The organism is Paraburkholderia edwinii, from assembly GCF_019428685.1.
GTDB classification, from domain to species: domain Bacteria; phylum Pseudomonadota; class Gammaproteobacteria; order Burkholderiales; family Burkholderiaceae; genus Paraburkholderia; species Paraburkholderia edwinii.
This window is the reverse complement of sequence record NZ_CP080095.1, coordinates 4,041,415-4,063,995: the sequence shown is the minus strand read 5'-3', so window position 1 is coordinate 4,063,995 and position 22,581 is coordinate 4,041,415. Positions and strand designations below refer to the sequence as shown.

General features: G+C 61.2%; 22 protein-coding genes. 13 read left to right on the top strand and 9 right to left on the bottom strand.

All coding sequences use genetic code 11. The features are described 5' to 3' along the window. Positions 1–173 precede the first annotated feature (173 nt). The 3 genes from KZJ38_RS17975 to solA all read left to right on the top strand — a co-directional run bounded on the left by KZJ38_RS17975 (position 174) and on the right by solA (position 2,736). Entirely contained in the window at positions 174–917 is a 744-nt protein-coding gene (locus KZJ38_RS17975; protein ID WP_219797539.1) for an SDR family NAD(P)-dependent oxidoreductase, read from the top strand. Between the two features lie 140 nt (positions 918–1,057). After that, complete coding sequence (locus tag KZJ38_RS17970; RefSeq protein WP_219797538.1) at positions 1,058–1,555, top strand: pyridoxamine 5'-phosphate oxidase family protein; 498 nt, start codon at positions 1,058–1,060, stop codon at positions 1,553–1,555. Positions 1,556–1,578: 23 nt separating this feature from the next. Continuing rightward, positions 1,579–2,736, top strand: a complete 1,158-nt coding sequence (gene solA / locus KZJ38_RS17965; RefSeq protein WP_219797537.1) for an N-methyl-L-tryptophan oxidase — start codon at positions 1,579–1,581, stop codon at positions 2,734–2,736. Positions 2,737–2,750: 14 nt separating this feature from the next. On the opposite strand, the gene KZJ38_RS17960 is transcribed toward solA, so the two are convergent. Beyond that, positions 2,751–3,425, bottom strand: coding sequence for a 2OG-Fe(II) oxygenase (locus KZJ38_RS17960; protein ID WP_219797536.1), 675 nt, complete (start codon positions 3,423–3,425; stop codon positions 2,751–2,753). 288 nt (positions 3,426–3,713) lie between these two features. On the opposite strand from KZJ38_RS17960, the gene KZJ38_RS17955 reads away from it, so the two are divergent. After that, the gene (locus KZJ38_RS17955; protein WP_219797535.1) at positions 3,714–4,721 is read left to right on the top strand and encodes a Gfo/Idh/MocA family protein; all 1,008 of its coding nucleotides are present in this window, start codon (positions 3,714–3,716) and stop codon (positions 4,719–4,721) included. Between the two features lie 6 nt (positions 4,722–4,727). On the opposite strand, the gene KZJ38_RS17950 is transcribed toward KZJ38_RS17955, so the two are convergent. Further along, positions 4,728–5,249, bottom strand: coding sequence for a hypothetical protein (locus tag KZJ38_RS17950; protein WP_219797534.1), 522 nt, complete (start codon positions 5,247–5,249; stop codon positions 4,728–4,730). Positions 5,250–5,471: 222 nt separating this feature from the next. On the opposite strand from KZJ38_RS17950, the gene KZJ38_RS17945 reads away from it, so the two are divergent. Next, a complete protein-coding gene (locus KZJ38_RS17945) occupies positions 5,472–6,239 on the top strand; it encodes a tetratricopeptide repeat protein (RefSeq protein WP_219797533.1) in 768 nt (255 codons plus the stop codon). Between the two features lie 105 nt (positions 6,240–6,344). Here the strand turns inward: KZJ38_RS17945 and KZJ38_RS17940 are convergent, their stop codons facing one another. From KZJ38_RS17940 to KZJ38_RS17925, 4 genes are all read right to left on the bottom strand, one after another. Beyond that, a complete protein-coding gene (locus KZJ38_RS17940; protein ID WP_343223836.1) occupies positions 6,345–7,502 on the bottom strand; it encodes a PepSY-associated TM helix domain-containing protein in 1,158 nt (385 codons plus the stop codon). Positions 7,503–7,570: 68 nt separating this feature from the next. Continuing rightward, the gene (locus KZJ38_RS17935; protein ID WP_246641531.1) at positions 7,571–9,706 is read right to left on the bottom strand and encodes a TonB-dependent receptor family protein; all 2,136 of its coding nucleotides are present in this window, start codon (positions 9,704–9,706) and stop codon (positions 7,571–7,573) included. A gap of 380 nt (positions 9,707–10,086) precedes the next feature. Then, positions 10,087–12,825 (bottom strand): MGH1-like glycoside hydrolase domain-containing protein, encoded by a 2,739-nt coding sequence (locus KZJ38_RS17930; RefSeq protein ID WP_219797532.1) that lies wholly within the window; start codon positions 12,823–12,825, stop codon positions 10,087–10,089. Positions 12,826–13,039: 214 nt separating this feature from the next. Continuing rightward, on the bottom strand, positions 13,040–13,594 hold the full coding sequence (locus KZJ38_RS17925) for a methylated-DNA--[protein]-cysteine S-methyltransferase (RefSeq protein WP_219797531.1): 555 nt from the start codon (positions 13,592–13,594) through the stop codon (positions 13,040–13,042). Between the two features lie 237 nt (positions 13,595–13,831). On the opposite strand from KZJ38_RS17925, the gene KZJ38_RS17920 reads away from it, so the two are divergent. Continuing rightward, complete coding sequence (locus KZJ38_RS17920) at positions 13,832–14,287, top strand: ester cyclase (protein ID WP_219797530.1); 456 nt, start codon at positions 13,832–13,834, stop codon at positions 14,285–14,287. A gap of 22 nt (positions 14,288–14,309) precedes the next feature. Here KZJ38_RS17920 and KZJ38_RS17915 read toward each other — a convergent pair whose 3' ends face one another. Beyond that, on the bottom strand, positions 14,310–15,521 hold the full coding sequence (locus KZJ38_RS17915) for an RNA-guided endonuclease InsQ/TnpB family protein (protein WP_219797529.1): 1,212 nt from the start codon (positions 15,519–15,521) through the stop codon (positions 14,310–14,312). A gap of 48 nt (positions 15,522–15,569) precedes the next feature. On the opposite strand from KZJ38_RS17915, the gene tnpA reads away from it, so the two are divergent. The 4 genes from tnpA (at position 15,570) to KZJ38_RS17895 (ending at position 18,997) form a co-directional block, all read left to right on the top strand. Beyond that, complete coding sequence (tnpA, locus tag KZJ38_RS17910; protein WP_219797528.1) at positions 15,570–15,998, top strand: IS200/IS605 family transposase; 429 nt, start codon at positions 15,570–15,572, stop codon at positions 15,996–15,998. Between the two features lie 379 nt (positions 15,999–16,377). After that, positions 16,378–16,821, top strand: a complete 444-nt coding sequence (locus KZJ38_RS17905) for a GNAT family N-acetyltransferase (RefSeq protein WP_219797527.1) — start codon at positions 16,378–16,380, stop codon at positions 16,819–16,821. Positions 16,822–16,891: 70 nt separating this feature from the next. Then, positions 16,892–18,361 (top strand): MocR-like pyridoxine biosynthesis transcription factor PdxR, encoded by a 1,470-nt coding sequence (gene pdxR, locus KZJ38_RS17900; RefSeq protein ID WP_219797526.1) that lies wholly within the window; start codon positions 16,892–16,894, stop codon positions 18,359–18,361. A gap of 156 nt (positions 18,362–18,517) precedes the next feature. Continuing rightward, positions 18,518–18,997: a carboxymuconolactone decarboxylase family protein gene (locus KZJ38_RS17895; RefSeq protein ID WP_219800434.1), complete on the top strand. Its 480-nt coding sequence runs from the start codon at positions 18,518–18,520 to the stop codon at positions 18,995–18,997. A gap of 2 nt (positions 18,998–18,999) precedes the next feature. On the opposite strand, the gene KZJ38_RS17890 is transcribed toward KZJ38_RS17895, so the two are convergent. Next, the gene (locus tag KZJ38_RS17890; RefSeq protein ID WP_219800432.1) at positions 19,000–19,584 is read right to left on the bottom strand and encodes an LOG family protein; all 585 of its coding nucleotides are present in this window, start codon (positions 19,582–19,584) and stop codon (positions 19,000–19,002) included. Between the two features lie 26 nt (positions 19,585–19,610). Next, on the bottom strand, positions 19,611–20,291 hold the full coding sequence (locus KZJ38_RS17885) for an FMN-dependent NADH-azoreductase (RefSeq protein ID WP_219797525.1): 681 nt from the start codon (positions 20,289–20,291) through the stop codon (positions 19,611–19,613). Positions 20,292–20,494: 203 nt separating this feature from the next. Here KZJ38_RS17885 and KZJ38_RS17880 point away from each other — a divergent pair, with 203 nt between their 5' ends. The 3 genes from KZJ38_RS17880 to KZJ38_RS17870 all read left to right on the top strand — a co-directional run bounded on the left by KZJ38_RS17880 (position 20,495) and on the right by KZJ38_RS17870 (position 22,558). After that, a complete protein-coding gene (locus tag KZJ38_RS17880; RefSeq protein ID WP_219797524.1) occupies positions 20,495–20,881 on the top strand; it encodes an ester cyclase in 387 nt (128 codons plus the stop codon). A 120-nt stretch (positions 20,882–21,001) separates the two neighbouring features. Then, entirely contained in the window at positions 21,002–21,580 is a 579-nt protein-coding gene (locus KZJ38_RS17875; RefSeq protein WP_219797523.1) for an NnrU family protein, read from the top strand. A 15-nt stretch (positions 21,581–21,595) separates the two neighbouring features. Continuing rightward, a complete protein-coding gene (locus tag KZJ38_RS17870) occupies positions 21,596–22,558 on the top strand; it encodes a BMP family ABC transporter substrate-binding protein (protein ID WP_246641530.1) in 963 nt (320 codons plus the stop codon). Positions 22,559–22,581: the final 23 nt, after the last annotated feature.

Sequence of the window (22,581 nt, the reverse complement as noted above, 5' to 3'; positions counted from 1 at the left end):
GCGACTGCGATGCAGTCATGCCGACTCAGGTCGAATCCACGCGTGGTAATCCTAAGTAGTTGAAAAATCACTGACCGTCGGCCTGGCTTGATTCTTGTTCTATGGATTTGCGTCGCGACGACCGCCGACTGGCGAGTGCGGCGAAAACGGATCCATCAACAAGGACACTCTCTATGTTTCATGAATTTGAAAATCGCGTTGCAGTGGTGACTGGAGCGAGCTCGGGCATTGGCCTGGAAACGACGCGTCGTTTGCTCGAGAACGGCGCGCGTGTGCTCGCGATGAGCCGCACGCTCGGCGAGCTCGACCGCGTGCAATCGCAGCACGGCGAGCGGCTGATATGGATGGCCGGCGATGTGACCCAACGCGCTCACCTCGAGGCACTTGCCGCGCAGGCGCGGCAACTGGGCCCGGTCGATTTTCTGGTGCCGAATGCGGGCATTGCACAACTCGCGGACGGTATGGAAACGGCGGCCTTCGAGCGCCAGGCGGCCGTGAACGCGACGGGAGCGCTCAACACCTTGTCGGCTATCCGGCCGCTCCTCGCGAAGCCGGCCTCGGTGGTGTTTATCGGCACGTTTCTGTCGCAGACCACGTTCCCCGGGTTGGCCGCGTATATCGCATCGAAGGCGGCGCTCAAGACCTATGCGAAAACGCTGGCGGTGGAACTGGCCGCGCAGCAGATCAGGATCAACGTGGTCTCGCCGGGCCCGACCGCGACGCCGATCTGGTCGTCGCTAGGCTTGCCGGACGAAACGCTCTCCGAAGTGGCAGGACGCGTGAGCCAGCGTTTGTTGCCCGGGCGCTTTCTTGAGCCCGCTGAGATTGCCGATGCGATTCTCTTCCTGCTGTCGAATGCGGCGCGTGGCATCTACGGTCAGGATCTGGTTGTCGATAACGGGTACACGTTGCAATAGACGCCGACGTCGCCCCAGCCCGCACATGCCGCCCGCATAGGCTTCCCTACGGCGAAACACGGGACACAATCATTCGACGCGTTGGGAAAAACCGTTAACAATCGAGCCTTCAGGCTTCGATCAAAACGGGGGATCCCAACATGTTGGACGATGCGGTCCTTGCGGCCATGCGAAAGAGCGTCTTGTGCTGGCTGGCAACCGTGGATGCGGACGGTTGCCCCAACGTCACGCCTAAAGAGATTTTCTGTGCGCATGGGCGCGACACACTTCTGATCGCCAATATTGCATCGCCGGGCAGTGCACGCAACGTCGCCGCTCATGCTCCAGTATGCGTGAGCTTTGTCGATCCGTTCGTGCAGAAGGGATTCAAAATCAAAGGATCGGCGCGGCTCGTTCATGCAGCCGACGATAGCTTTAGCGAATTCGCGGATCCGCTTGCGCAAATGGCCGGCCCGCGGTTTCCGTTTGCGTCTCTATTCGTTGTCACTGTCATGTCCGTCGAGCCGATCGTTGCACCGAGCTATCGGCTCTATCCGCAGACATCCGAGGCGGCGCAGATCGAATCGGCGATGAAAGCGTACGGCGTGCGGCCCGCTATCGACAGTTCCGCGCGAATTGCGGACAATCGAAGCACTTGACCGTACGACAGGCGACAGACTTCATGCAGAATTCAAGCGCGAGCAATGGCACGTTCGACACGCTCATCATCGGCGCGGGATCGATGGGCATGGCAGCCGGCTATTACCTCAGTAAAGCGGGAAACAAGGTGCTGCTGATCGACGCCGCAAATCCGCCTCACGATAGCGGCGCGCATCACGGAAGCACGCGTCTGATCCGTCACGCGTACGGAGAGGGCGCAGCGTACGTTCCGCTCGCTTTGCACGCGCAACAGCTTTGGCACGAACTGGAGCAGCAGGCGCGCACAACCGTCTTTACGCGCACTGGCGTGACGAACATCGGTCTGGCGAGCGACCCATTTCTGCAAGAGGTCCAGCAGAGCGCAACGCAATACGACTTGCATCTGGAAACGCTGAGCGGTGTTGAGGCGAGCAAACGCTGGCCCGCGTGGCGACTTTCCAGCGAGCAGTTGGTGTGCTTCGAACCCGATGCCGGTGTGCTGTTTTGCGAGCGCGCCATCCGCAGTTATCGCGAGCTCGCGACCGCGCTCGGTGCGACGCTGCTGCCGGATACGCAGGTCACGCGCATCGAAGTGCATGGTCAGGACAACGTCAGTGTGTTGACCGACACAGGCGAGCGGTTCACAGGGCGCAACATCATCGTATGTGCCGGTAAGCGGACCCGCCGGTTGCTTGCGCCTTTAGGCCTTGATGTGCCCGTTACCCGGCTTCGCAAGTGTTTCGCGTGGTTTGAATCCACGCAGAAGGTCTTTGCGCCGGGCGTATTTGCAGGTTTCATTGCCGAGTCGGCGGTCGGCCAGTTTTATGGCTTTCCCGACCTCGACGGCAGCGGCCTGAAGATCGGGCGCCACGACGAAGGCCAGCCCGTCTCTGAAGACGCGGCGCTTGCACCGTTCGGTGACGAAGCATCGGATCTGGCCGACCTGCAAAGCTTCCTGCAATTGCATTTGCCGGCAGCGGGCAAACTGCGTATCGGCAAGGTTTGCGAATACGATGTGACGCCCGATACGGACTTCATCATCGACCGGATACCCGCTTGCCCGAACGTGCATGTCGCAACGGGCTTTTCGGGGCACGGATTCAAGTTCGCTAGTGCGATTGGCAACGCATTGGCCGAGCGTATCGTGAAAGGCGAGAGCGGCGTCGATCTTTCGATGTTCTCGTGCGAGCGCTTTAGCTAAAGCGACGTAACGCATCACACACGCTGCCGCGTAAACCACCCGGCGATGGATAACCGGTTACGCGTCGTGAGCAGCACCTCATGCTCGATATCGGCCGACAGAAACACCACGACGCGGCCGGCGGCCGGCGCAATATCGTGAACGCCCTGATCGTCGCGATGCAAACGCAGCGCGCCGCCATGCTCGGGTTGCCATCGATCGTTCAGGTAAGCGATCACCGTCATGACGCGGCTGTCGTCGTTGCGAAACCGGTCGCGGTGCCGCACATAGGCGGTGCCTGGCGCGAACCACGCGAAATGTCCCTCGTAGTCCCCGAGCCCCGCGCAGAGTTCGCGGTTCAGCGCGAGCCGCAACGCGCGTACTTGCGCGAGCCACGCATCGCATGCCGCCGATTGCCGCGCCTTGATCCAGCAGATGCGGTCGCCGCGCACGTCGGGCCGGCACGCGCGGGCCGCGCCGCGGCCGACTTCGGCGGCCGAGAGCGCGCCAGCGTGAGCCAACGCGCGGCATTCCGCTTCGAGCGCGCGCGTCAGCGCCGCAGAGAGGAAGTGCGGCTGATCCGACCAGCCTTGCCGGTGGATATCGTCTGCAATCGCGCGATAACGTTCAGCCGCGCATGCATCGGCATGCACGGGCCATTCGGGACGCAACAATACGCGAACCTTGACAGGGGTGCGAAGAAAAAGCATTCGAAGCGGTTCGCGCATTACCGCACCCGCAATACGGAACCGGTCGACCGACCTCGCTTCGAATGAACGCTGCAACAGAGCCTCTCCAAGCCTCTTCGCTGCAACGTTCATTGCATCATTTCGCGCATTTCGGCCTTGCAAAATCGTCAGCGTGTTTCGCTAATATCGCGTTAAATTCAGTGCCGCCTTGCGCCGGTGCGCGGTGTAGACTGGGGCCACTGGAGCGCGCGGTCCCGTGGTGCTCTCGTCCGGTCCATTTTTCACATACGGAATTCGAAAGGGAACGTCATGGCAAAAGATGAGATTGTCTGGGGAGTGCTCGGCGCGGCCAATATCAACGACAAGGTCGTCGTGCCGATGCACAAGGCGCCTAAGTGCCGCGTAAAAGGCATCGCGTCACGCGATCCGCAGAAGGCGAAAAGCGCCGCGGCGAAATATGGTCTTGCCGTCGCGTATGGCAGTTACGAGGCACTGCTGGCCGACCCCGAAATCGACGCGGTTTATATTCCGTTGCCCAATCACGTTCACGTCGAATGGACGATCAAGGCCGTCGAAGCGGGCAAGCACGTGCTGTGCGAAAAGCCGATCGGGCTCGATGCCGCGCAGGCCGAACGCCTGATCGCCGTCCGCGACAAGAGCGGGAAGTACATCCAGGAAGCGTTTATGGTGCGCACGCACCCGCAATGGCTGAAAGTGCGCGCCCTGATCGAAGAGGGGGTGATCGGCGAACTGCGCGCCATATCGGGCGGCTTCACCTACAGCAACACGGACCCGAACGATATCCGCAATCAGGCTGCGATTGGCGGCGGTGGTCTGCTCGATATCGGTTGCTACCCGATTACCACGTCGCGCTTCGTCACGAGGCGTGAGCCGCGGCGAGTGGTGGCGATGCTCGAGCGCGACCCGAACTTCAAAACTGACCGCGTGGGTTCAGTGTTGATGGATTTCGACGGCGTGCAGGCGAACTTCTTCTACTCGACGCAGCTCCACGGCTATCAGCGCATGCAGTTCCATGGCACGCAAGGCCGGATCGAAGTCGAAATTCCGTTCAATGCGCCGAACGATCGGCCGACGCGTTTGCTGGTCAGCGAGGTGGCGAGCGATGGAACCGCGAATGAGCGCTGGATCGATATTCCGGTGTGCGATCAATATGGCGTGGCGGCCACGGTGTTCGCGGAGGCGATCTTGAGCGGCGGGCAACAGGCTATTCCGCTCGAAGACGCACGCGCGAACATGCGCGTGATCGATGCGGTTTTCCGCTCCGCTCAAACGGGCGCATGGGAAAGCATCGCGTAAAGCCGGTTATCGCGGCTTCGCATAGCCGCTTTCTATCCACTCCGATGCGCTGCGCACCGACAGCTTGAACGTCGGTGCGACGCGTATCTTTGCGAGGGATTCGCCGGACGCGTTTTCGGCCGCGAGCAGCGCATGCGGGTCGTCTTCGTCGGGCACGATATCGAGCGTCACGCTAATGCGGTCGTTGGCCGTATCGACCCACACCTGCTTGTGAAGTTGCGCATGCAACTGCTGCTCGTGGCGGCGCAACACTTCCGATGCCGTCTTCACGAGCGTGTTGAAGGCCGAGACGTCGAGCGGCTTCGGGTTTTTCTTGTCGCGGCCCATCGTCCACGGGCCGACGAGGGCGGGTTCCGCCTCGCCTTCCTTCGTCATCTCGACGGCCCAGCCGTCGTCCTCTTCGTTCTTGATCACGCGGCACGTCCAGCCGTTATCGCGCCAGAGGCGGTCTTCGTGGACGACGTCATCGGTGTCGGCAGTGTCGTGCGAGCCGGTCGTGTCGCGCGAGGAGTCAGGTGTTGAGTTCATACGGATGGTGAGCGAGGCGATGAATGGATGCGGCGGCGGGTCATGCCGGATGCGAGCGGCTATTCTACGCGAGTAGCGACAACGCACATCGACGCGCGCACGATTGTGCGGAGCGGCGCGCCGGCTATTCGCTGGCAGCATCGGAGCAACGCAGTAAAATGACGCTCGTCCCAACACCGCGAGCCTGTCGCATTCGATGACGGGCTCCAAAGTTGAATCTCTATGTCCTATTTCGGAATTGGTTTACACGTCATTATCGCAATCGGCTTTGCGATCCACGCCGTGCATACGCGGCAGAATATTTACTGGCTTTTTATTCTTTTTGCCTTTCCGCTGCTCGGCAGCCTCGTTTATTTCTTTGCCGTCTGCCTGCCGGCTATGCGCCAGTCGCGCGGCGGCTATGCGGCGTCGCGGGCGATCTCGCAACTGGTCGACCCCGATCGCGCGTTGCGCGAGGCGCGCGCCGATTTCGAGCGCGCGCCGACGGTGCAGCACAGAATGCGCCTCGGTGCGGCGTTGCTTCAGGCCGGCCGTGCCGGCGAGGCGCTCGAACAGTATCAGGCGGCAGCCAACGGCCCGTTTGCCGACGATCCGGGCCTGTTGCTCGGCCTGGCGCAAGCGCAGTTCGCGGTCGGCCAGGCTTCAGCCGCGGAGGCTACTTTGACGCGCCTTTTCGCAGCCAATCCGCAGGCGCGCAATCAGGGCGAGCCTGCGTTGCTTTACGCGCGCACGCTCGATGCGCTCGGCGCGGCCGGTACGCGCGCGGCTTATGAGGCTGCGCTCAAATGCGCAAGCGATGCGGCACCGCGGTGTCTGTTCGCCGACTGGCTTCTCAAGCAGGCCGATCAGGCGGACCGGGAAAGGGCGCGCAGCCTGTACGCCGATATCGTGCAGGACGCCAAATACTGGCCGCGCCACGCGAAGGAACACAATCGCGAATGGCTGCAGCGGGCGCAGTCGGCTTTAGCTTCGATGCCGGCCCGAGGCTAAAGGCGCAGGTTGAGCGATTTGTGGGGCGTCGCTATTCGAGCTGACATAGCGCTTGGGGCGCTGCAAGTTTCCATCCTATAAGCAGCCTCACAGCGATCTCGGCCATCAACGCACATTCCGCCCATCACCCGCCGCAACCCGACTCACGCGCCGCGCGCTGCGCATCGCACGCCGGCGCCACCACAGCCACAACCCTGTCACCGCCATCCCCGCGAGCGTCACGCCATTCACCATCACGACGCCCTCGAGCACCGGTCCGCCAAGCACCCCGGTATGCAGCGGATAAACGACCGCCACGGCTCGCGCCCCGATATCGAGCTTGTTCCATCGCTGCGCCGCCAAAACCTTCCCGGTCACAGGATCGACCCAGACCAATGTGCGCCCGTTCGGATGCGGATCGTCGGGAACATGCAGCCGTACGTGCACGGGCAGATCCGCTTTAGCCGGCACTTGCACGAGATAAACGCGGCTTTGCGGAAACTCCGCGCGCGCCGCATCGACGAGCGTATCGAGCGGCAGCCTCGCGCCAGCGGCGCCGCGCGACGCCAAAGGCAACGCTGGCGCGCGCATCGGTTTGTCACCGCTTAGCGTCGTAACGAATCCTCTTAGCGGCTGCCACGCCATATAGACACCGGTCGCGACAGAAATCGCGATCAGCACGCCAAGCGTCGCGCCCGCCACGCGATGCAAATCGAAGAGGCTGCGAACCAGACCTTTGCGCAACTCGATGCGCCATCCCGACTGTCCGGCGCGCGGCCACCACAGGATCAGACCTGTGACGAGCAGCAGCAGATAACACAGCGCGATGACGGCAAGCACCGATCGGCCGACGTCGTCCATAAACAGCGAACTGTGCAGCTTGAACAGAAAGTTGACGATGCCTTCGTTCTCGCCACGCCGCCCAAGTTCAGCGCCGCTAAGCGGATCGATATAAACGGTGCCTTTCCACGCGCCGCCGCGCACGAGCACGGACAGGCTGTCGTCGGCTTCGCGCGGCGGCAAAAAAGACAAACCCGCTTTTTTGCCGAACTCGGCGCCAAGCCTGCTCCGGATCGCTTCGAGCGGCAACGTCGCACGATGGTCGGCAATACCCGAAGCATCGTGCGTGACGACCTTGAACAGTTGCGGATGCAACTGTTCATCGAGCGGCGGCGCTATGACGAGCAACGCCCCGGTGAGCCCCATCAAGCCGAGCACCCAGCCGAGGCTTAGGGCAAACCATCGATGCGCGCCAAGCCAGAGATCACGCAGTCGTCGCATCATGCGCGCACACCGTGAAGTGAAAAGAAGTCACCGTTAAATTCACATTCCGCATTCCGCGTCAGCAAGCATTAGTAAACAAGGTGTGCCTGCACATAAACCATCCGCGGCGCACCGACCATTCGCCCGGCGTTGCCGTCCACATTCCGCGTGTAGTACCGCTTATCGGCGACATTGTTAATGCCGACCGCGAGATCGCTGCCTTTCCAGTTCGGAATTTTCCAGTCGGCTTGCAGATCCCAGACGCGGAAGCCCGGCACCCGTCCCACGCGCGCATCGGGCGTTTCGGCCACCGTATTCGCGGCATCGGAATACTGTGAGCTCTGGTGCGTCGTCGACACATTGAAAGTCCACGCGTTGAGCGTATAGCGCAGTCCCATCGTATCGGTGATGCGCGAATAGAACGGCACGTCCTTGCCGGCATTGATGCCTTGTAGCTGAATCGCCTTCGTATACGTGAAGTTCGCGTAAGCATCGAAGCCGCGCAGCACGCTATCTTCGCTGAACTGATAGTCGATCGCCGTTTCGACGCCCTGGTGGCGCGTCTCGCCGACGTTCTGGAACAGCGGTGGCTGCGTGCCCGCGATCTGTTCGATCTGGTTATCGAAGTGCAGGTTGAATGCCGTCACTTCGGCATGCAGGTTGCGGCTCGACCAGCGCGCGCCCACTTCATAGGTCTTCGCGACTTCCGGCTGCAGCGGGTTCGTCGCCGATAGCGAATTGAGCTGCAGGTTCTGCACGGGACCGAACGAGGTGTCGTAGTCGGTGAACAGTGTCAGCGCCGGCGTCAGCAGATACGCGACGCTGATCGCGGGCAGCCCGCGGTTGTTGTTGTTGTCGAATGACCGGTTGGTCGCGTCCTCGATACGCGACGATTCGATATGCTCGAAGCGGATGCCCGGCGTGATGCGCCAGCGCTCGTATGCAATGCGGTCGTCGATATACACGGCGCTCGCATCGGTCGAATTGTCGAATTTCGCGCTCGGTCCGTTGAGTCCGGTTGCGATCGACTGGTTGAAGCTCGCGTCGTCGCCGCGTTCGCGCACATAGCGGTAACCGACCGTCACGTCATTGGTGGTCGGTCCGACGCGCAAACGCTGCGTGAAGCGCGGTTCGATACCGAACACCGAGTAATTGCGCGGCTGGTGCTGCAATTGCGTGGCTGTCGAATTGATCAGCACGCTGTTGCGGTAGCTCTCGTTGTAGAAGGTGCGGATTTCGAATTCCTGCGTCGACGAAATCGTGTTCAGGTAACCGATATCGAACGCCTTGCGATCGCCTTGCCAGAAGTCGGTCGGCCGTGTGTTCTGGAACGGATCCTGATTGAACTGCGCGACCGTGAGGCCGCCCGGCGTGCGCGACTTCACGTCGTAGTATGAGAACTTGCCGTAAATCTCGGATGTCGGCGTCAGTTCGTAGCGGTACTTGAGCTGCAGATCGTTGTACCAGTCCCTGCTGCCTTCGCGCCAGTCGCGGCCCTGCTGGCCGGAGTAGAGCAGCGCGACGCCGAGACCATTGTCGAGTTGCGTGCCGAGGAACGTGTTGTATTGCGTATTGGCGCCGCCGCCTTCGGTGTAGATGTTTTCGCGCACCGAAGCATCGGCGGTCAAACCGGCTTTGTTCGGAATCGAGCGCGTTTCGAAGTTGATCACGCCGCCGACGTTCTGCGGCCCGTAACGCACCGAGCCGCCGCTACGCACGACGTCGATCGATTCGATATTGCCGAGGCTCACCGGCGCAAACGAAAGCTGCGGCTGGCCGTACGGCGCAAACGCGAGCGGTATGCCGTCGAGCAGCACCGTTGAGCGCGGCGTGTAGCGTCCGGTCAGGCCGCGCACGCCAATGCTCAACGAAATCGAACTGCCCGCGGTGCCCGAGTTGTTGGTCGCCTGCACGCCCGGAATGCGCCGCATCACGTCACCGATGCTGGTCGCGCCGCTTTGCTCGATCTCTTTCCTGTCGACGATGTCGCGCGCGCCCGCGAATGTCTTCACGCTGTTCTGCAGGCCGGAGCCGAGCCAGTCGCCCGACACCGAGATCGGATCGAGTACCGTCGTTTTGTCGTCTTTCGAGCCGGTGGCTTCCTTCTGGGGCGTGACGTCGTCCGCAAAGGCGCCGCCCGGCATGGCGAAGAACAGAATGGCGGCCGCTGCCGCGTAAGGAGTCAGTTTTCCAATCGGTGCGCAGCGTAATCCAGCTAAAGCCATGATTTCCCGGTTCCTTCGCTCATCGAATGCGGTCCGCGCGGGGGCGCGGAAAGTTACGGAATGTTTCCGTAAAAATTGAGACCGCATTCTAGTTGCGAATCGTTGTCATTTGCAACTGTAAAAATTTGAAGGCGAAATGATGGCCTGTAATGCGAAGAAAATGACCATAACGCGATAGAAATGGCAGCCGACAGGCAATTTGCGGTTTAACTACCAGAAAAAAGGGGCTGGATTGCGTTGAGAAGTGGAAGCTTTGCAGCGGGATTTTGAAAGGCGCGAAGCCGCAACGAACGTCCGTTCGCAACGGACGCCGTCGGCAAAATGAATTCGAGGGTGGCGCGGTGTCAGGTCTGGCGAGGGGCAGCGCTTACGCGAACGGCCTATGCCGCGCGGGCCGGTTCCGGGCTCACTTGCGTCTTGCCCATCTGACCCACCACGCGGCTGCGATCGCTTTCGAGCGCGAACGTCGCGTCGATTCGCCCGAAGAGATCGATCATCGGTGCGATGAGGCCCGTCCACCCAGTCTGGTGGCTAGCCCCGAGGCCCGCGCCATTGTCGCCGTGGAAATATTCGTAGAACAGAACGAGATCGCGCCAGTGCGGGTCGTTCTGGAATTTCTCGGTTCCGCCGTAGACGGCCCGGCGTCCGTCGGCGCCGCGCAGGAAAGTGGAGGTCAGGCGGCGAACGATTTCCTGCGCCACTTCGAACAGCGTCATCTGTCGTCCCGACCCGGTCGGGCATTCGACCTTGAAGTCGTTGCCGTAAAAGCTGTACAGGTTCAGCAGCGCGCGCACGATCAGCAGGTTGACCGGCATCCACACGGGTCCGCGCCAGTTCGAATTGCCGCCGAACATGCCCGTATTCGACTCCGCAGGCAAATAGTCGACCGTGTAGATGTGCCCGCCGACGTCGATTGAATACGGATGCCTCAAATGATGCTGGGATAGCGAACGGATTCCGTGCGGTCCAAGGAATTCGTTCTCATCGAGCAAATAGCGGAGCACCCGTTCGAGTTTGTGTTTGTTGAGCACCGATAGAAGCCGGCGCCCGTTGTAACCGATGAAACTGCCGTCAGTCGGTGCGACCTGTTCGATCAGCTCCGGATAACGCGTGCGAAACTGCACAATCAATTCCATCAGCTTCGGATAGCGCGCCACGGATGGCGCCTCGAACACCGTCGATGCGCACAGCGGCAGCAAGCCGACCAGCGACCTGATCTTCAGACGCATCGTTCGGCCGTCGGGCAGCCGCAGCAGGTCGTAGAAAAAGCCGTCTTCTTCGTCCCACATCTCGTCGTGATGCTCGCCCCGGCGATCCATCGCATAGGTGATCCACATGAAATGCTGGATAAACTTGAACGCGACCTCCTCGTACATCGGGTCGTATTCGGTCAGGTTGATCGCCATCTCGAGCATGCACTGGCAGTAGAACGCCATCCACGCAGTGCCGTCGGCCTGCTCGAGCGAACCGCCATTCGGTAGCGGCGCGCTGCGATCGAATACGCCAATATTGTCGAGACCGAGAAAGCCGCCGGCAAATACATTGCGGCCCATCGGATCCTTGCGGTTGACCCACCAGTTGAAATTGAGCATCAAGCCCTGAAACGAGCGCTCGAGAAAACGCGGGTCGGCGCGTCCCAACTCTTTTTCATACTTGTATAGCCAGAGCGTCGCCGCGGCGTGCACCGGCGGATTCACGTCGCCGAAATTCCATTCGTATGCGGGAAGCTGGCCGTTCGGGTGCACATACAGGCTGCGCAGCATCAGCAGCAGCTGGTCTTTAGCGAAATCGAAATCGACGAGCGCGAGCGCGACTGTATGAAAAGCGAGGTCCCAGGCCGCATACCATGGGTATTCCCACTTGTCCGGCATCGAGATGATGTCGGCGTTGAGCATATGAAACCACTCCGTATTGCGCACGTTGCCGCGGTTGCGATCGAGCAGCGGGTGGCTGCCGTGTTCGCGCAGCCATAGTTCGAGATCGAAGTAGTAGTACTGCTTGCCCCATAGCATGCCGGCAAGCGCCTGGCGATGGACGCGCCGCTCGTCGTCGGTAAGGTGGGCAGGCGTAATGTGTTCGTAGAATTCGTTCGCCTCCGCGAGACGCGTGTCGAACGTCCTGTCGAAGCTGCCGAACGCGTCGGCGAGCTGCGATGCGGTCAGGCGCAACCGGATCGTGGCGCTGCCGCCGGCGGGGACATCGCACACATAGAGCGCTGCGCCCTTGGTCCCGGTTTTAGCGGGATTCACTGCGTCGCGCTGTCCGGAGACGACATACGCGTGAAATGCGTCCTTGACGTAAGGCGACGGATTCGGCTGATTCCACAAACGCTGCGCATTGCTCTCGTTTTCCGTGAACAGCAATTCCGCTGCGCCTTCGCAATAGAGCCAGTGTTCACCGAGCGCGGCGTGCTCCGCACGAATCACGCCTGTGCCTGTTTCATGCATCGACGGTTTGTAGTTTTCTTCACCCCACGACCACGTATTGCGAAACCACAGCGTCGGCAGAACATGCAATGGCGCGGCTTCCGGACCGCGATTATGGATGGTGATGCGCACCAGCACGTCGTCGGGTGTGTCCTTCGCGTATTCGACGAAGACGTCGAAATAGCGGTCGTCGTTGAAGATGCCGGTGTCGAGCAGTTCGTACTCCATCTCGTCGCGCGAGCGCCGCTGATTGGTCTCGACGAGATCGCGATACGGGTATTCGCGTTGCGGGTACTTGTACAGGTATTTCATGTACGAGTGCGTAGGCGTGCTGTCGACGTAGAAGTAATATTCCTTCACGTCCTCGCCGTGATTGCCCTCGCTGTTCGTGAGGCCGAACAGGCGCTCTTTGAGGATGGGATCCCGCCCGTTCCATAGCGCGAGCGCAAAGCACAGGCGCTGATGGTCGTCGCATAGTCCGCCGAGCCCGTCTTCGCCCCAACGGTAGGCGCGCGACCGCGAATGGTCATGCGTAAAGTAATTCCACGCGTCGCCGTTATCGCTATAGTCTTCCCGGACCGTTCCCCACTGACGTTCACTCAGGTAGGGCCCCCACTTTTTCCACGGCACGTGTGCTTCGCGCGCTTCGTTCAAACGGTTTTGCTCCGTTACGTTGACGATGACAGGGCACATGCATTCCTCCGTAACGGCTGAATGAACTCGACCATGACGATGCGCAAGCGCGCGCGATAGCGGTGGGAAGCAAAAGACTTTGGCGGCGATCTCTAAACAATGTAGGTGCCGGCAGTGCGCAAGGCAACCAGATGTTCGAAGGGTTTACCTCGCACACGCGGGTGCTTTCATCAGCCGTTACATGTGCTGTCGTTACATGTGTTCTCGCGGCGCATCAAAATCCCGGAAGCGTTGCCGTCGGCGAACCGCCATCGGCCCTGGGCGCGATCGCCTTTTCATGTTCGAGCAGCCAGCGCTTACGCTGCAGGCCCCACGCATAGCCCTTGAGTTCGCCGTTGCTTGCAATGACGCGATGACACGGTACGACGATCGCAATCGGATTCGCGCCGTTGGCCGCACCGATATCGATAGCCGCACGCGGATCGTCGAAGCCCAATTGCTTCGCGAGCTTGCCGTAAGTCGTCGTGGTGCCGGCCGGTATCTCACGCAACGCCGCCCATACGCGGCGCTGCAGCGTCGAGCCGGCGGTGACCGTCGGCAGCCTGTCGAGCGCATTCAGTTCGCCCGCGAAGTAGCGGGCAAGCGCCTGCGCGACGGCGGCCGGCGCCGGTGCGTCGGTGAGTTCGACGCTGCCGCAATGCTCGCGCAGGCAGCGGCGAAAATGCGCCTGGTGATCGGCGAATTCGAGCGCACGGATCGTTTGCTGCGCATCGGTGGCGAGCAGCATGTCGCCGAGCGGCGATTGCAGATGGCTTAGAGACAGTTGCATGGGTCGATCCTCGTTTGTCATTCGAGTCATGCTAGTTAGTTAGTCAACGGAAAAAACCCCGTCTCTTGCTACGTCAATCGACGCTAGCCGTGCGCTTCGAGCCTCGCCGCTGCACTACCGCACACGCAAGATTTCACCGCAAGAAACGGATATCAGCGCGGCATCCCGGCTGATAACGTGGGTTCCAGGTGAAGCAATTCCGCTTCGCCGGCCATCGAAATCAGCAAGGAGTTGAACATGTCGAAGGAACAGGACAACAAGGCAATCGTGGGCCGCTGGTTCACGCGCTTCTGGGGCGAGCAGTGCGACTTGAGCATCGTCGACGAGATCGCGGCGCCGGACATGCTGCTCAAATATTCGCTGCACGATCCGCGCCGCGGCCGCGAGGACATCAAGTCGTTTATGACCGATTTCCGTGCGGCCTTTCCTGATCTCAACTTTTGGGGCGTCGCGGACCTGATCGCCGAGGGCGACTACGTGGTTGGTCAATGGGAGGGCGGCGGCACGCATACCGGTTCGGCATTCACGGATTTTCGCGCGGGCATGCTGCCCGCGGCATCGGGCCGCAAGATGCACTTCACCGGCACGACAGTGCTGCGTTTGAAGGACGGGAAGATCGCCGAAGAGATCGGTCTCGACGACGGGGTCACTGCGCTCACGCAATTGGGCTTGTTGACATCCTCCCCGGCCTGAAGGCCGAGAATGCCTACTGCGCTTAGGCCGCGAGGGCTTGCGCTTCGGTGGGCTCCTGCTTCGACGGGCGGCCCGACTGCGCCATCCCTCCACAGGCAATGACGGCATGTCCTGCCGCTAAAACGTTGAGTGCGCCGACGTGGTCGGCATTCGCTTCGTGCCCGCACCTGATACAGGCGAAAAGCGCCTGTGTCTTGCGATTCCCGGCCGAGATATGGCCGCAGCATGGGCACGTCCTGCTCGTGTTCTTCGGGTCTACGGCGACGAAATAGCCGCCGCGCCACGCCGTCTTATATTCCAGCTGGCGACGGAACTCGCCCCATCCCTGATCCAGGATGGACCTGTTGAGCCCCGACTTCGCGCGGACATTGCGCCCCGGCGCTGCGACCGTGCCACTGGCCGACTTCGTCATGTTGCGGACTTTCAGGTCTTCGACGGCGATCATTGCGTGGTTTTTGCTGATGCTGTTCGAAGCCTTGTGCAGAAAGTCTGCGCGAGCGTCCACGATGCGCGCATGGATGCGCTGAATGCGGGACTTCGCTTTCTTCCAGTTGCTGCTGCCTTTGACCTTTCGGGCCATGCGGCGCTGATGCTTCGCGAGCCTCTGCTCGTGTTTCCTGAAGCTGGCGAGCGGCGCGATATACGTGCCGTCGCTCATGGTGGCGAAGCGCGCCACGCCCACGTCGATACCGACTGCCGGGCCTTGCGGAACCGGCGCATCTACCTCGCGCGCCGTGAGGATGGACACGTACCACTTGCCCGCGCGCAGCGATACGGTCGCGCTGCGGACTTCGCCGGGCACGTCGCGGCTGCTGCGGTATCGCACGTATCCGAGCTTCGGCATGAATACGCGGCCGTTCTCGCGGTCGAGCCTGATCTGTTTCCTGTCGGGGTACGTGAAGCCGTCGCGCTGACCCTTGCGCTTGAAACGCGGGTACGACATGCGGCCTTCGAAGAAGTTTTTGAAGGCGCGGTCGAGCGCGAGTATTGCCTCGTCGCAGGGATGGCGGGGCGCATCCGAAAGCCACGGCGTCTGCGCACTGCTGCGCCATTCGGTGAAGCGCTTCTTCATCGCAAAGCCGCCGATGAACTTCCCGCCAGCCTTGTGATTTTCCTGCTGCAACGCCAGCGCCTTGTTATAGACGAACCGGCACGCGCCCGAGAACTGGCGCATCTTGCGCGCCTGCTCGCCGGTCGGCATGAGTTCGAATCGGAAGGCCTGGAGTCGTTGCATGGTGGCCGTAGTATATTTTGGCCTTTGAAACTACCGCAAGGGGAAATCATGGGCCGTCCACGCAGCACGGACCCCGACTTGAGGCATGGAAGGCATTGCGTCTTTATGATGCACGTGCATTTGGTCTTCGTTACGAAATACCGTCGCGGGGTCTTCACTGGCGAAGTGATCGATGAACTGCGCGTGATCTTCGCGAACGTCTGCCGCGACTTCGAAGCGGAACTCGTTGAGTTCGACGGCGAGCACGACCACGTGCATCTGCTCGTAAACTATCCGCCGAAGGTCGCCGTTTCGGCGCTCGTGAATAGCCTGAAGGGTGTTTCGAGCCGGATGATTCGCCAGAAGAACTATCCGGGCATCCGGCGCAAGCTGTGGGGCGGTGCGCTATGGTCGCCGTCCTATTTTGCGGGCTCGTGCGGCGGCGCTCCAATCGACGTGATACGCCGCTACATCGAGCAGCAGCAGACGCCGCACTAAGGCCCTGGAAGGACGCCGCTGGCGTCCCCGCTATCCTTTCTCCCCCTGAAGGGAGAGGGTTGCCGCGCACTTGCTCAAAGCGATCTGATTGCAGACGTTTCGGCGAGCGTGAGTCAAGCGCGTCCTGGCATGCCCGCCGACCGGCAAGTAACACCCAGCCGGCTAGCACGCGGTCCGTGTGCGGCCGCGCTTCACCTCACGAAGCGCGGCCGCATCAATCATGGCCCAAAAAACAAGTCCGATCTTGGATCTTCCGTCATACCGTCACCCTGCAGAAGAATAGGCCGGTTAAATTTGCCAAACTAACTAAGGCAAACCACGAGCCGTTCGGGAATAGCCGTGCAGAATGCGCTACGTCGTTCGCCTCAACGGAGTCTTCATGAGTCAGGAAATCGACATTCGATCAATCGAGCAGGCCGACGATATTGCTGCCTGCTATGAGGTCATGGCCGAACTGCGTCCGCATCTGAAAGATGTCGACTGCTTTGTCCAGCAGGTGATGCGTCAGCGCGACCGCGGATATCGTCTTTCTGCCGCGTGGATCAATGACCGCGTGATTGGTGCGATTGGTTACCGGCTGCAGGAAAACCTGCTGTACGGCACCTTCGTATTTGTCGACGACCTTGTCGTGCATCACGACTTCCGCAGCCACGGGATCGGCGCGCGACTGCTTTCCACAGCGCGCGATTACGCACGGGAACAAGGCTGTCGCCAGTTCGTGCTCGACACGGGCCTGCACATGCCGCACGCGCAGCGTTTTTACTTTAGCCAGGGGCTGCTCGCTCGCGCGATGGGCTTTACCGAGGAGCTGATCCCTCGCTGATCTTTACCCGATTTGCATGAGCCGTAAGTGTCGGTCAATATGACGGGATTATTCGCTATGCACCCGCCAGATGAACCCGTCGACGACCGTCGCAAAGGTTAGCCCGCTTGCCAGTCCGATCGCCAGCCCGCCTGCGAGTCCCATTTCGCCGTTGGATCCCGCGGCTGCAGTCCCGTTTTACCGCCAGATTTACGACCGGTTTCGCAACGCCATTGCAAGTGGCGTACTGAAACCGGGCGATCGCATTCCATCGGCACGCGCACTGACCAAAGAGCTGGGTCTCGCGCGAGGCACCATCGAAGCCGCGTATTCCCTGCTGGCCGCGGAAGGCTATATCGTCGCGCGTGGCCAGGCCGGCACGATTGTGACGCCGGGCCTCAAGCCGCGTTTGCCGGCTTCCAATGCGCTGCCTGAGGTTCGCCGCACCATGGCACCGCCCGGCGTCCACTTCAATGCGCTTTTGCCGTTCCAGATGGGCTTGCCGGCCCTCGATGAGTTTCCGCGCAAGATCTGGGCGCGCGTTGCCGCACGCAGTGTCCGGGCGATGCAGCCCGTCGATATGGACCATCCGTCGAATGCCGGTCTGCAGGCGCTACGCACCGAGATCGCGGCCTATCTTCAGGTTTCGCGCGGAATCAACTGCTCGCCATCGCAGGTTTTCGTCACCTCGGGTTATCGGCACACGCTCGAGTTGATTGCCTATGCGTTGTTGAAGCCGGGCGACAAGGTGTGGCTCGAAAACCCCGGCTATCCGCCCACGCGCGAACTGTTGCGCAGATTGAATATGGCCGCCGTGCCGGTGCGCGTGGACGCCGAAGGCATCGTCGTTGCCGAGGCACTCAAGTCGGCGCCTCGGGCGCGCGCGGCGGTCGTTACGCCCGCGCATCAAAGCCCGCTATGCGTGTCGTTATCCTTGCCGAGGCGCGTCGCGCTACTCGACTGGGCAACGCGAAACAACGCCTGGATTATCGAAGACGATTACGACGGCGAGTACCGCTATGTGAGCCGCCCTTTACCTGCGCTCAAAAGCCTCGACCGCGACGGACGGGTGCTCTATGCAGGCACCTTTAGCAAGGTGCTTTTTCCGAGCCTGAGGCTCGCGTATCTCGTCGTGCCGCACGCGCAGGTCGAGCACTTCGAGCAGACCATTCAAGCGCTTTCCGGCGGCGGTCCGGACCTGACGCAGGCTATCGTGACCGCTTTCATCAAGGAAGGGCATTTCGCGCGCCATATTCAACGCATGCGCAAACTCTATGCGGAGCGGCGCGAAGCAGCAGCGGCGGGGCTTGCCGCCGTGCTCGGCAAACATGTGCTGGTCGAGGCCCAACCGGGCGGCATGCACCTGGTCCTGCGCCTGAACGGGCGGCGGTCGGATCGCCGTCTGGCGGCGCGCATGGCGGAAGACGGCCTGTTTGCCTCGGCCTTGAACGACTGGACGATGGATGGCGAGGCGATGTCGGCCGTGCTGGTCGGCTTTACGAATATCGATTCGGAGCATACCGCGGAGCAACTGGCGGCGCGCATCCTGAAGCTGCTGTAGCCCGCTGTGGCCCGCTGTGGCCCGCTGTGGCCAAGAGAGCCGCCGCGCTTTAGCGGGCTGATCATGGCCTGGCATCAAAGCCTGATCATGGTTCTTAACGGCCAGGCCATATTCTTGCACCATGGAGTCCTTCACTGTTCCATTCGAGGACTATCTATGAGCAACCGGATCGACTACGCAATAGCTTCGCCCGCAGGCTACGAGGCACTGGGAAATGTGCACGTCACGCTACAGAAATGCGGTTTGCCGAAAACGCTGATCAACCTTGTGTACCTGCGTGTTTCGCAAATCAACGGCTGCGCGTTCTGTATCGATATGCACTCGCGAGACCTGTTGAAGGCGGGACTCGACGTCGACAAGCTCGTGCTGGTGCCGGTCTGGCATGAAGCGGGCAAGGTATTTACCGTTCGCGAACGCGCCGCGCTCGCGTGGGCGGAAACGGTCACGCGGGTGGCCGAGACCGGTATTCCCGATGCCGACTATGACGCCGCCGCGGCCGAGTTCAACGACAAGGAACTCGCCGACCTGACCTACGTGATCGGCTTGATGAATGCGTTCAACCGGCTCGGAGTGGCATTTCGTCCGAAACCTGCCGCTGTGGCTAAAGCCGACAAAGCCGCAGCCGATGCAAGCTGATCTCACACAGCGTCGCGCGCTTCCGTCCACTTGTCGTGCGTGGTCGGCGCTGATCGCTGCATGTTGTCGATCAGCGTGGCCGGCTGCGCGCTTACGTGCAGCATGTCGAGATAGACGCGCGACATGAAACCCTCGTCGACGGTCCGTCGTAGCATGGCGAGCAACGGATCGTAGTATCCATCGACGTCGAGTAGCGCAATCGGCTTCTCGTGATAGCCGAGCTTGGCCCACGTATAGATTTCGAACAGCTCTTCGAAGGTGCCGATGCCGCCCGGCATAGCGATAAACGCGTCCGCCAGGTCTGCCATTTTCTTCTTGCGCGCATGCATGTCGGGCACGACGTGCAATTCGGTGAGGCCCGTATGGCCGACTTCCCTGTTTAGCAGCAGCTCGGGAATTACGCCGAGCGCGCGGCCGCCGTGTGCAAGCACTTCGTCTGCGATCAGACCCATCAGGCCGACGCGCCCGCCGCCGTAGACTAGCGCAATGTTCGCCTGCGCCAGCGCGTGGCCTAACGCGCGCGCAGCGTCGGCAAAAACAGGCCGCGCGCCGGGTGCGGAGCCGCAATATACGCAGATCGCGTTGATCATCAAATTCCTTCGGCTTTAAGACTTTATTGTACGACGCCGAGCTTTACGTCTGGTTGCAGACGTGCTTGCCCGCCGGGCTCATTAACCGGCTCCCGGAAGCGGTACGTCGAGAAATATTCTTCAATTGCCTCGTGCGTTTTGTTCCTTGCTTCCGCGACCACTTCTTCGCTCAACACAGTCCCCTGAATGGAGAAGAAGGTCAGGTTATGCAGGCCGATAATACCGAACACGGCTTTCAGATAGGGCGTCAGAAAATCCGGTTGACGTGCATGGTCGCCTGAAAACCGTCCGCCTGAAGCGATGGCGACAAACACCGGCCGGTCGCGCAGCGTGCCCACTTTCCCCTGCGGCGTCACATTGAATGTGCGGCGAACCCGCACGACATGATCGATCCACACCTTCAACGCGGAGGGCACGGTGAAGTTATGCATCGGTGTCCCGATGACTACGATGTCGGAACCGTCCAGTTCGCGAATCAGCGCGTTGGACCGTGCGGCCGAACCTTCCTGCGAGCGGTCGCTACGCGAATGCATTGAAATCGCGAAATCTTCGTCGATGTGCGAGATCGCTTCGTCGCTGAGGTGCCGGCGGATGACCTGCGCCGACGGGTGCTTCAAAAGCAGATGCTGGACGATCTTTAGAGACAGGCGATGGCTCTCGGAGGCAGACCCGCGAGGGCTGCAGCTAACATGCAGAATCTTCATCGTGTATCCGGTAGGGGGTGTTGCGTTGCCGCCGGCGCGGTTGCCGATGTTGTTATCAAGGTGCCCAAAGTTTGGGCCGGAAAATATGCGATGCGGGCTGGCGGATCCGAAGTCAGTCTACAAACCGCATGACCGGGGTCCAAGAGCCATGAATAGCATTTGGAATTGGTCCATGATTGCGTTATGAAAGAGGAGGGCTCGCCATGGCTGAGATCGGTCTCGCTGAGGTTTACCACCGCTATATTGCGTGTCTGAACGGACAGGACTGGCCGTCGCTGGCGCAGTTCGTCGACGACGACGTGAAATACAATGGCCAGCGCATCGGCCTGTCGGGTTACCGACGGATGCTGGAGCGCGACTTCCGCGAGATTCCCGATCTTCACTTCAGGATTGCGTTGCTCGTTACCGAGCCGCCATTAGTGGCAAGCCGCTTGCAGTTCGACTGCACGCCTGAAGGCATGTTTCTCGGATTGCCCGTTCACGGGAAAAGGGTGTCCTTTAGCGAGAACGTGTTTTACGAGTTTCAGGCGGGGAAAATTGTGCAGGTTTGGTCGGTGATCGACAAAGCCGCAATCGAAGCGCAGCTATAACAACGAAGCGGACAAAGCAACGACAAGGCCGTCCTGAATCGCCGCGAGGCGTATTGGCATAACTGCCATCATGCGAGACAATCGCGGCGATTTGTCGGCATTAGACACATGGAGCCTGCGATGACGGTATTGGTCCTGGGGTTGCTGATATTTCTTGGTGCGCACTCGGTGCGGATTTTCGCGGAAGACTGGCGCGAGGCCCGCATCGCGCAGATGGGCGAGAAGCGCTGGAAAGCCGCGTATTCGATCGCATCGATTGTCGGACTCGTGCTCATTATCTGGGGCTACGGCATTGCCCGGCGCGAGCCGACCGTGCTGTGGGCGCCGCCGATATGGGCGCCGCACCTTGCCGCACTGCTCACGCTGATCGCGTTCATCCTCTTTCCGGCCGCGCATATGCCGGGCAATCACTTCAAATCGGCGCTCAAGCACCCGATGGTAATCGGTGTCGCGCTTTGGGCGTTTGCACATCTGGTTGCAAACGGAACGCTAAACGCACTTGTGCTGTTTGGCGCGTTTCTGGTCTGGGCGATCGTCGATTTCGCGGCCGCGCGGCGGCGCGATCGTGCCGCACAGATCGAATATCCAAAGGGAACCTTGTCGAGCGATGTGAAGGCCGTCGTGGCCGGCGCCATTGCATGGGCCATCTTTGTGTTCTTTCTGCATGGATGGTTGATCGGCGTTAAGCCGTTGGGCTAGAGCGGAGGCGAAGCGATGACCGGTGGCTATCCAAAGCGCATGGGCGATGGCCAGCCGCGGCATCGCGCTTCGCGCCGGCGCATCACGCATGCGCTGATCGGCCTTGCCGCATTCGGCGCGCTCGCGGCGAGCCACGCGGCGTCGCGTTCCGAGGACGCCGCGAAATACCAGGCCGCGCATGGCTTTAGCACCGTGCTCTTTATTCCGTTCGGCGAACATGATCTCGGCTTTAGCGAAGCCGCTTATCGCGGCTACGCGGCATTGCGGCGCGACGGCTACCGGATCGACGTGGTCCGCGATGCGGACAGCCTGAGCGAGAGTCAGATGCTTGCGACGATCGGCGAGCGCTATGCAGCAGGTGCGCGCGGCTTCATTCTGGCCGGCTCCGAACTCAGCGCAGCGACGACGGCCGCGGCGGCGCGCTATCCGGACGCATTTTTCGCCACGGTAGCGGGCTCGGCGCGCGGCCCCAACGTGATCAACTACTGTGTGGACTGCGAGCCGCTTGGCGGCGCGCTCGCGGGCCAGGTCGCCGCGCGCACGACCGCGACGAAGATCGTCGGCTTCGTGGGCGGCGTTGAATCGGTCGATGGCGTCGAGGCAAAACGCTTCAGGCAAGCCGTGCTCGATGCAGCGCCCGATGCGCAAGTGCTGATCGACTGGACCGGCGACTGGGGCGACCGCAAGCGCACGAGGGAACTGACCGAGCGACAGATTCGGGCGGGCGCCGATATCGTTGTCGCCGACGCGAACGACACGGTGATCGCCGCCGCTTCGCGTTGCCGGCACGTCAAGGCGATCGGCTGGATGACGGATGCCTCGCACCGGTATCGCAACGTTGTGGCGAGCGTGATCGTCGACACGAGTGTCATTTTTCGGCGCTTCGTCGACGCTGCGGCAGCCGGCCGCTTTACCGGCGGCGACTACGTGGTCAAAGAGTCGGACAACGTATGGAAAATCGTCTGGCCGCATCGATAGCGGTCGAACCAGTCAGCGGAGCC

Excerpts from the sequence above, each read along its gene's own strand:
- KZJ38_RS17920 (WP_219797530.1), top strand. The coding sequence starts at position 13,832 with ATGTCGAAGGAACAGGACAACAAGGCAATCGTGGGCCGCTGGTTCACG.
- KZJ38_RS17930 (WP_219797532.1), bottom strand. The coding sequence starts at position 12,825 with ATGTGCCCTGTCATCGTCAACGTAACGGAGCAAAACCGTTTGAACGAA.
- tnpA (WP_219797528.1), top strand. The coding sequence starts at position 15,570 with ATGGGCCGTCCACGCAGCACGGACCCCGACTTGAGGCATGGAAGGCAT.
- KZJ38_RS17935 (WP_246641531.1), bottom strand. The coding sequence starts at position 9,706 with ATGGCTTTAGCTGGATTACGCTGCGCACCGATTGGAAAACTGACTCCT.
- KZJ38_RS17945 (WP_219797533.1), top strand. The coding sequence starts at position 5,472 with ATGTCCTATTTCGGAATTGGTTTACACGTCATTATCGCAATCGGCTTT.
- KZJ38_RS17950 (WP_219797534.1), bottom strand. The coding sequence starts at position 5,249 with ATGAACTCAACACCTGACTCCTCGCGCGACACGACCGGCTCGCACGAC.
- KZJ38_RS17875 (WP_219797523.1), top strand. The coding sequence starts at position 21,002 with ATGACGGTATTGGTCCTGGGGTTGCTGATATTTCTTGGTGCGCACTCG.
- solA (WP_219797537.1), top strand. The coding sequence starts at position 1,579 with ATGCAGAATTCAAGCGCGAGCAATGGCACGTTCGACACGCTCATCATC.
- KZJ38_RS17970 (WP_219797538.1), top strand. The coding sequence starts at position 1,058 with ATGTTGGACGATGCGGTCCTTGCGGCCATGCGAAAGAGCGTCTTGTGC.
- KZJ38_RS17960 (WP_219797536.1), bottom strand. The coding sequence starts at position 3,425 with ATGCTTTTTCTTCGCACCCCTGTCAAGGTTCGCGTATTGTTGCGTCCC.
- KZJ38_RS17905 (WP_219797527.1), top strand. The coding sequence starts at position 16,378 with ATGAGTCAGGAAATCGACATTCGATCAATCGAGCAGGCCGACGATATT.
- KZJ38_RS17915 (WP_219797529.1), bottom strand. The coding sequence starts at position 15,521 with ATGCAACGACTCCAGGCCTTCCGATTCGAACTCATGCCGACCGGCGAG.
- KZJ38_RS17895 (WP_219800434.1), top strand. The coding sequence starts at position 18,518 with ATGAGCAACCGGATCGACTACGCAATAGCTTCGCCCGCAGGCTACGAG.
- KZJ38_RS17880 (WP_219797524.1), top strand. The coding sequence starts at position 20,495 with ATGGCTGAGATCGGTCTCGCTGAGGTTTACCACCGCTATATTGCGTGT.
- KZJ38_RS17925 (WP_219797531.1), bottom strand. The coding sequence starts at position 13,594 with ATGCAACTGTCTCTAAGCCATCTGCAATCGCCGCTCGGCGACATGCTG.
- KZJ38_RS17975 (WP_219797539.1), top strand. The coding sequence starts at position 174 with ATGTTTCATGAATTTGAAAATCGCGTTGCAGTGGTGACTGGAGCGAGC.
- KZJ38_RS17955 (WP_219797535.1), top strand. The coding sequence starts at position 3,714 with ATGGCAAAAGATGAGATTGTCTGGGGAGTGCTCGGCGCGGCCAATATC.
- pdxR (WP_219797526.1), top strand. The coding sequence starts at position 16,892 with ATGAACCCGTCGACGACCGTCGCAAAGGTTAGCCCGCTTGCCAGTCCG.
- KZJ38_RS17940 (WP_343223836.1), bottom strand. The coding sequence starts at position 7,502 with ATGATGCGACGACTGCGTGATCTCTGGCTTGGCGCGCATCGATGGTTT.
- KZJ38_RS17870 (WP_246641530.1), top strand. The coding sequence starts at position 21,596 with ATGACCGGTGGCTATCCAAAGCGCATGGGCGATGGCCAGCCGCGGCAT.
- KZJ38_RS17885 (WP_219797525.1), bottom strand. The coding sequence starts at position 20,291 with ATGAAGATTCTGCATGTTAGCTGCAGCCCTCGCGGGTCTGCCTCCGAG.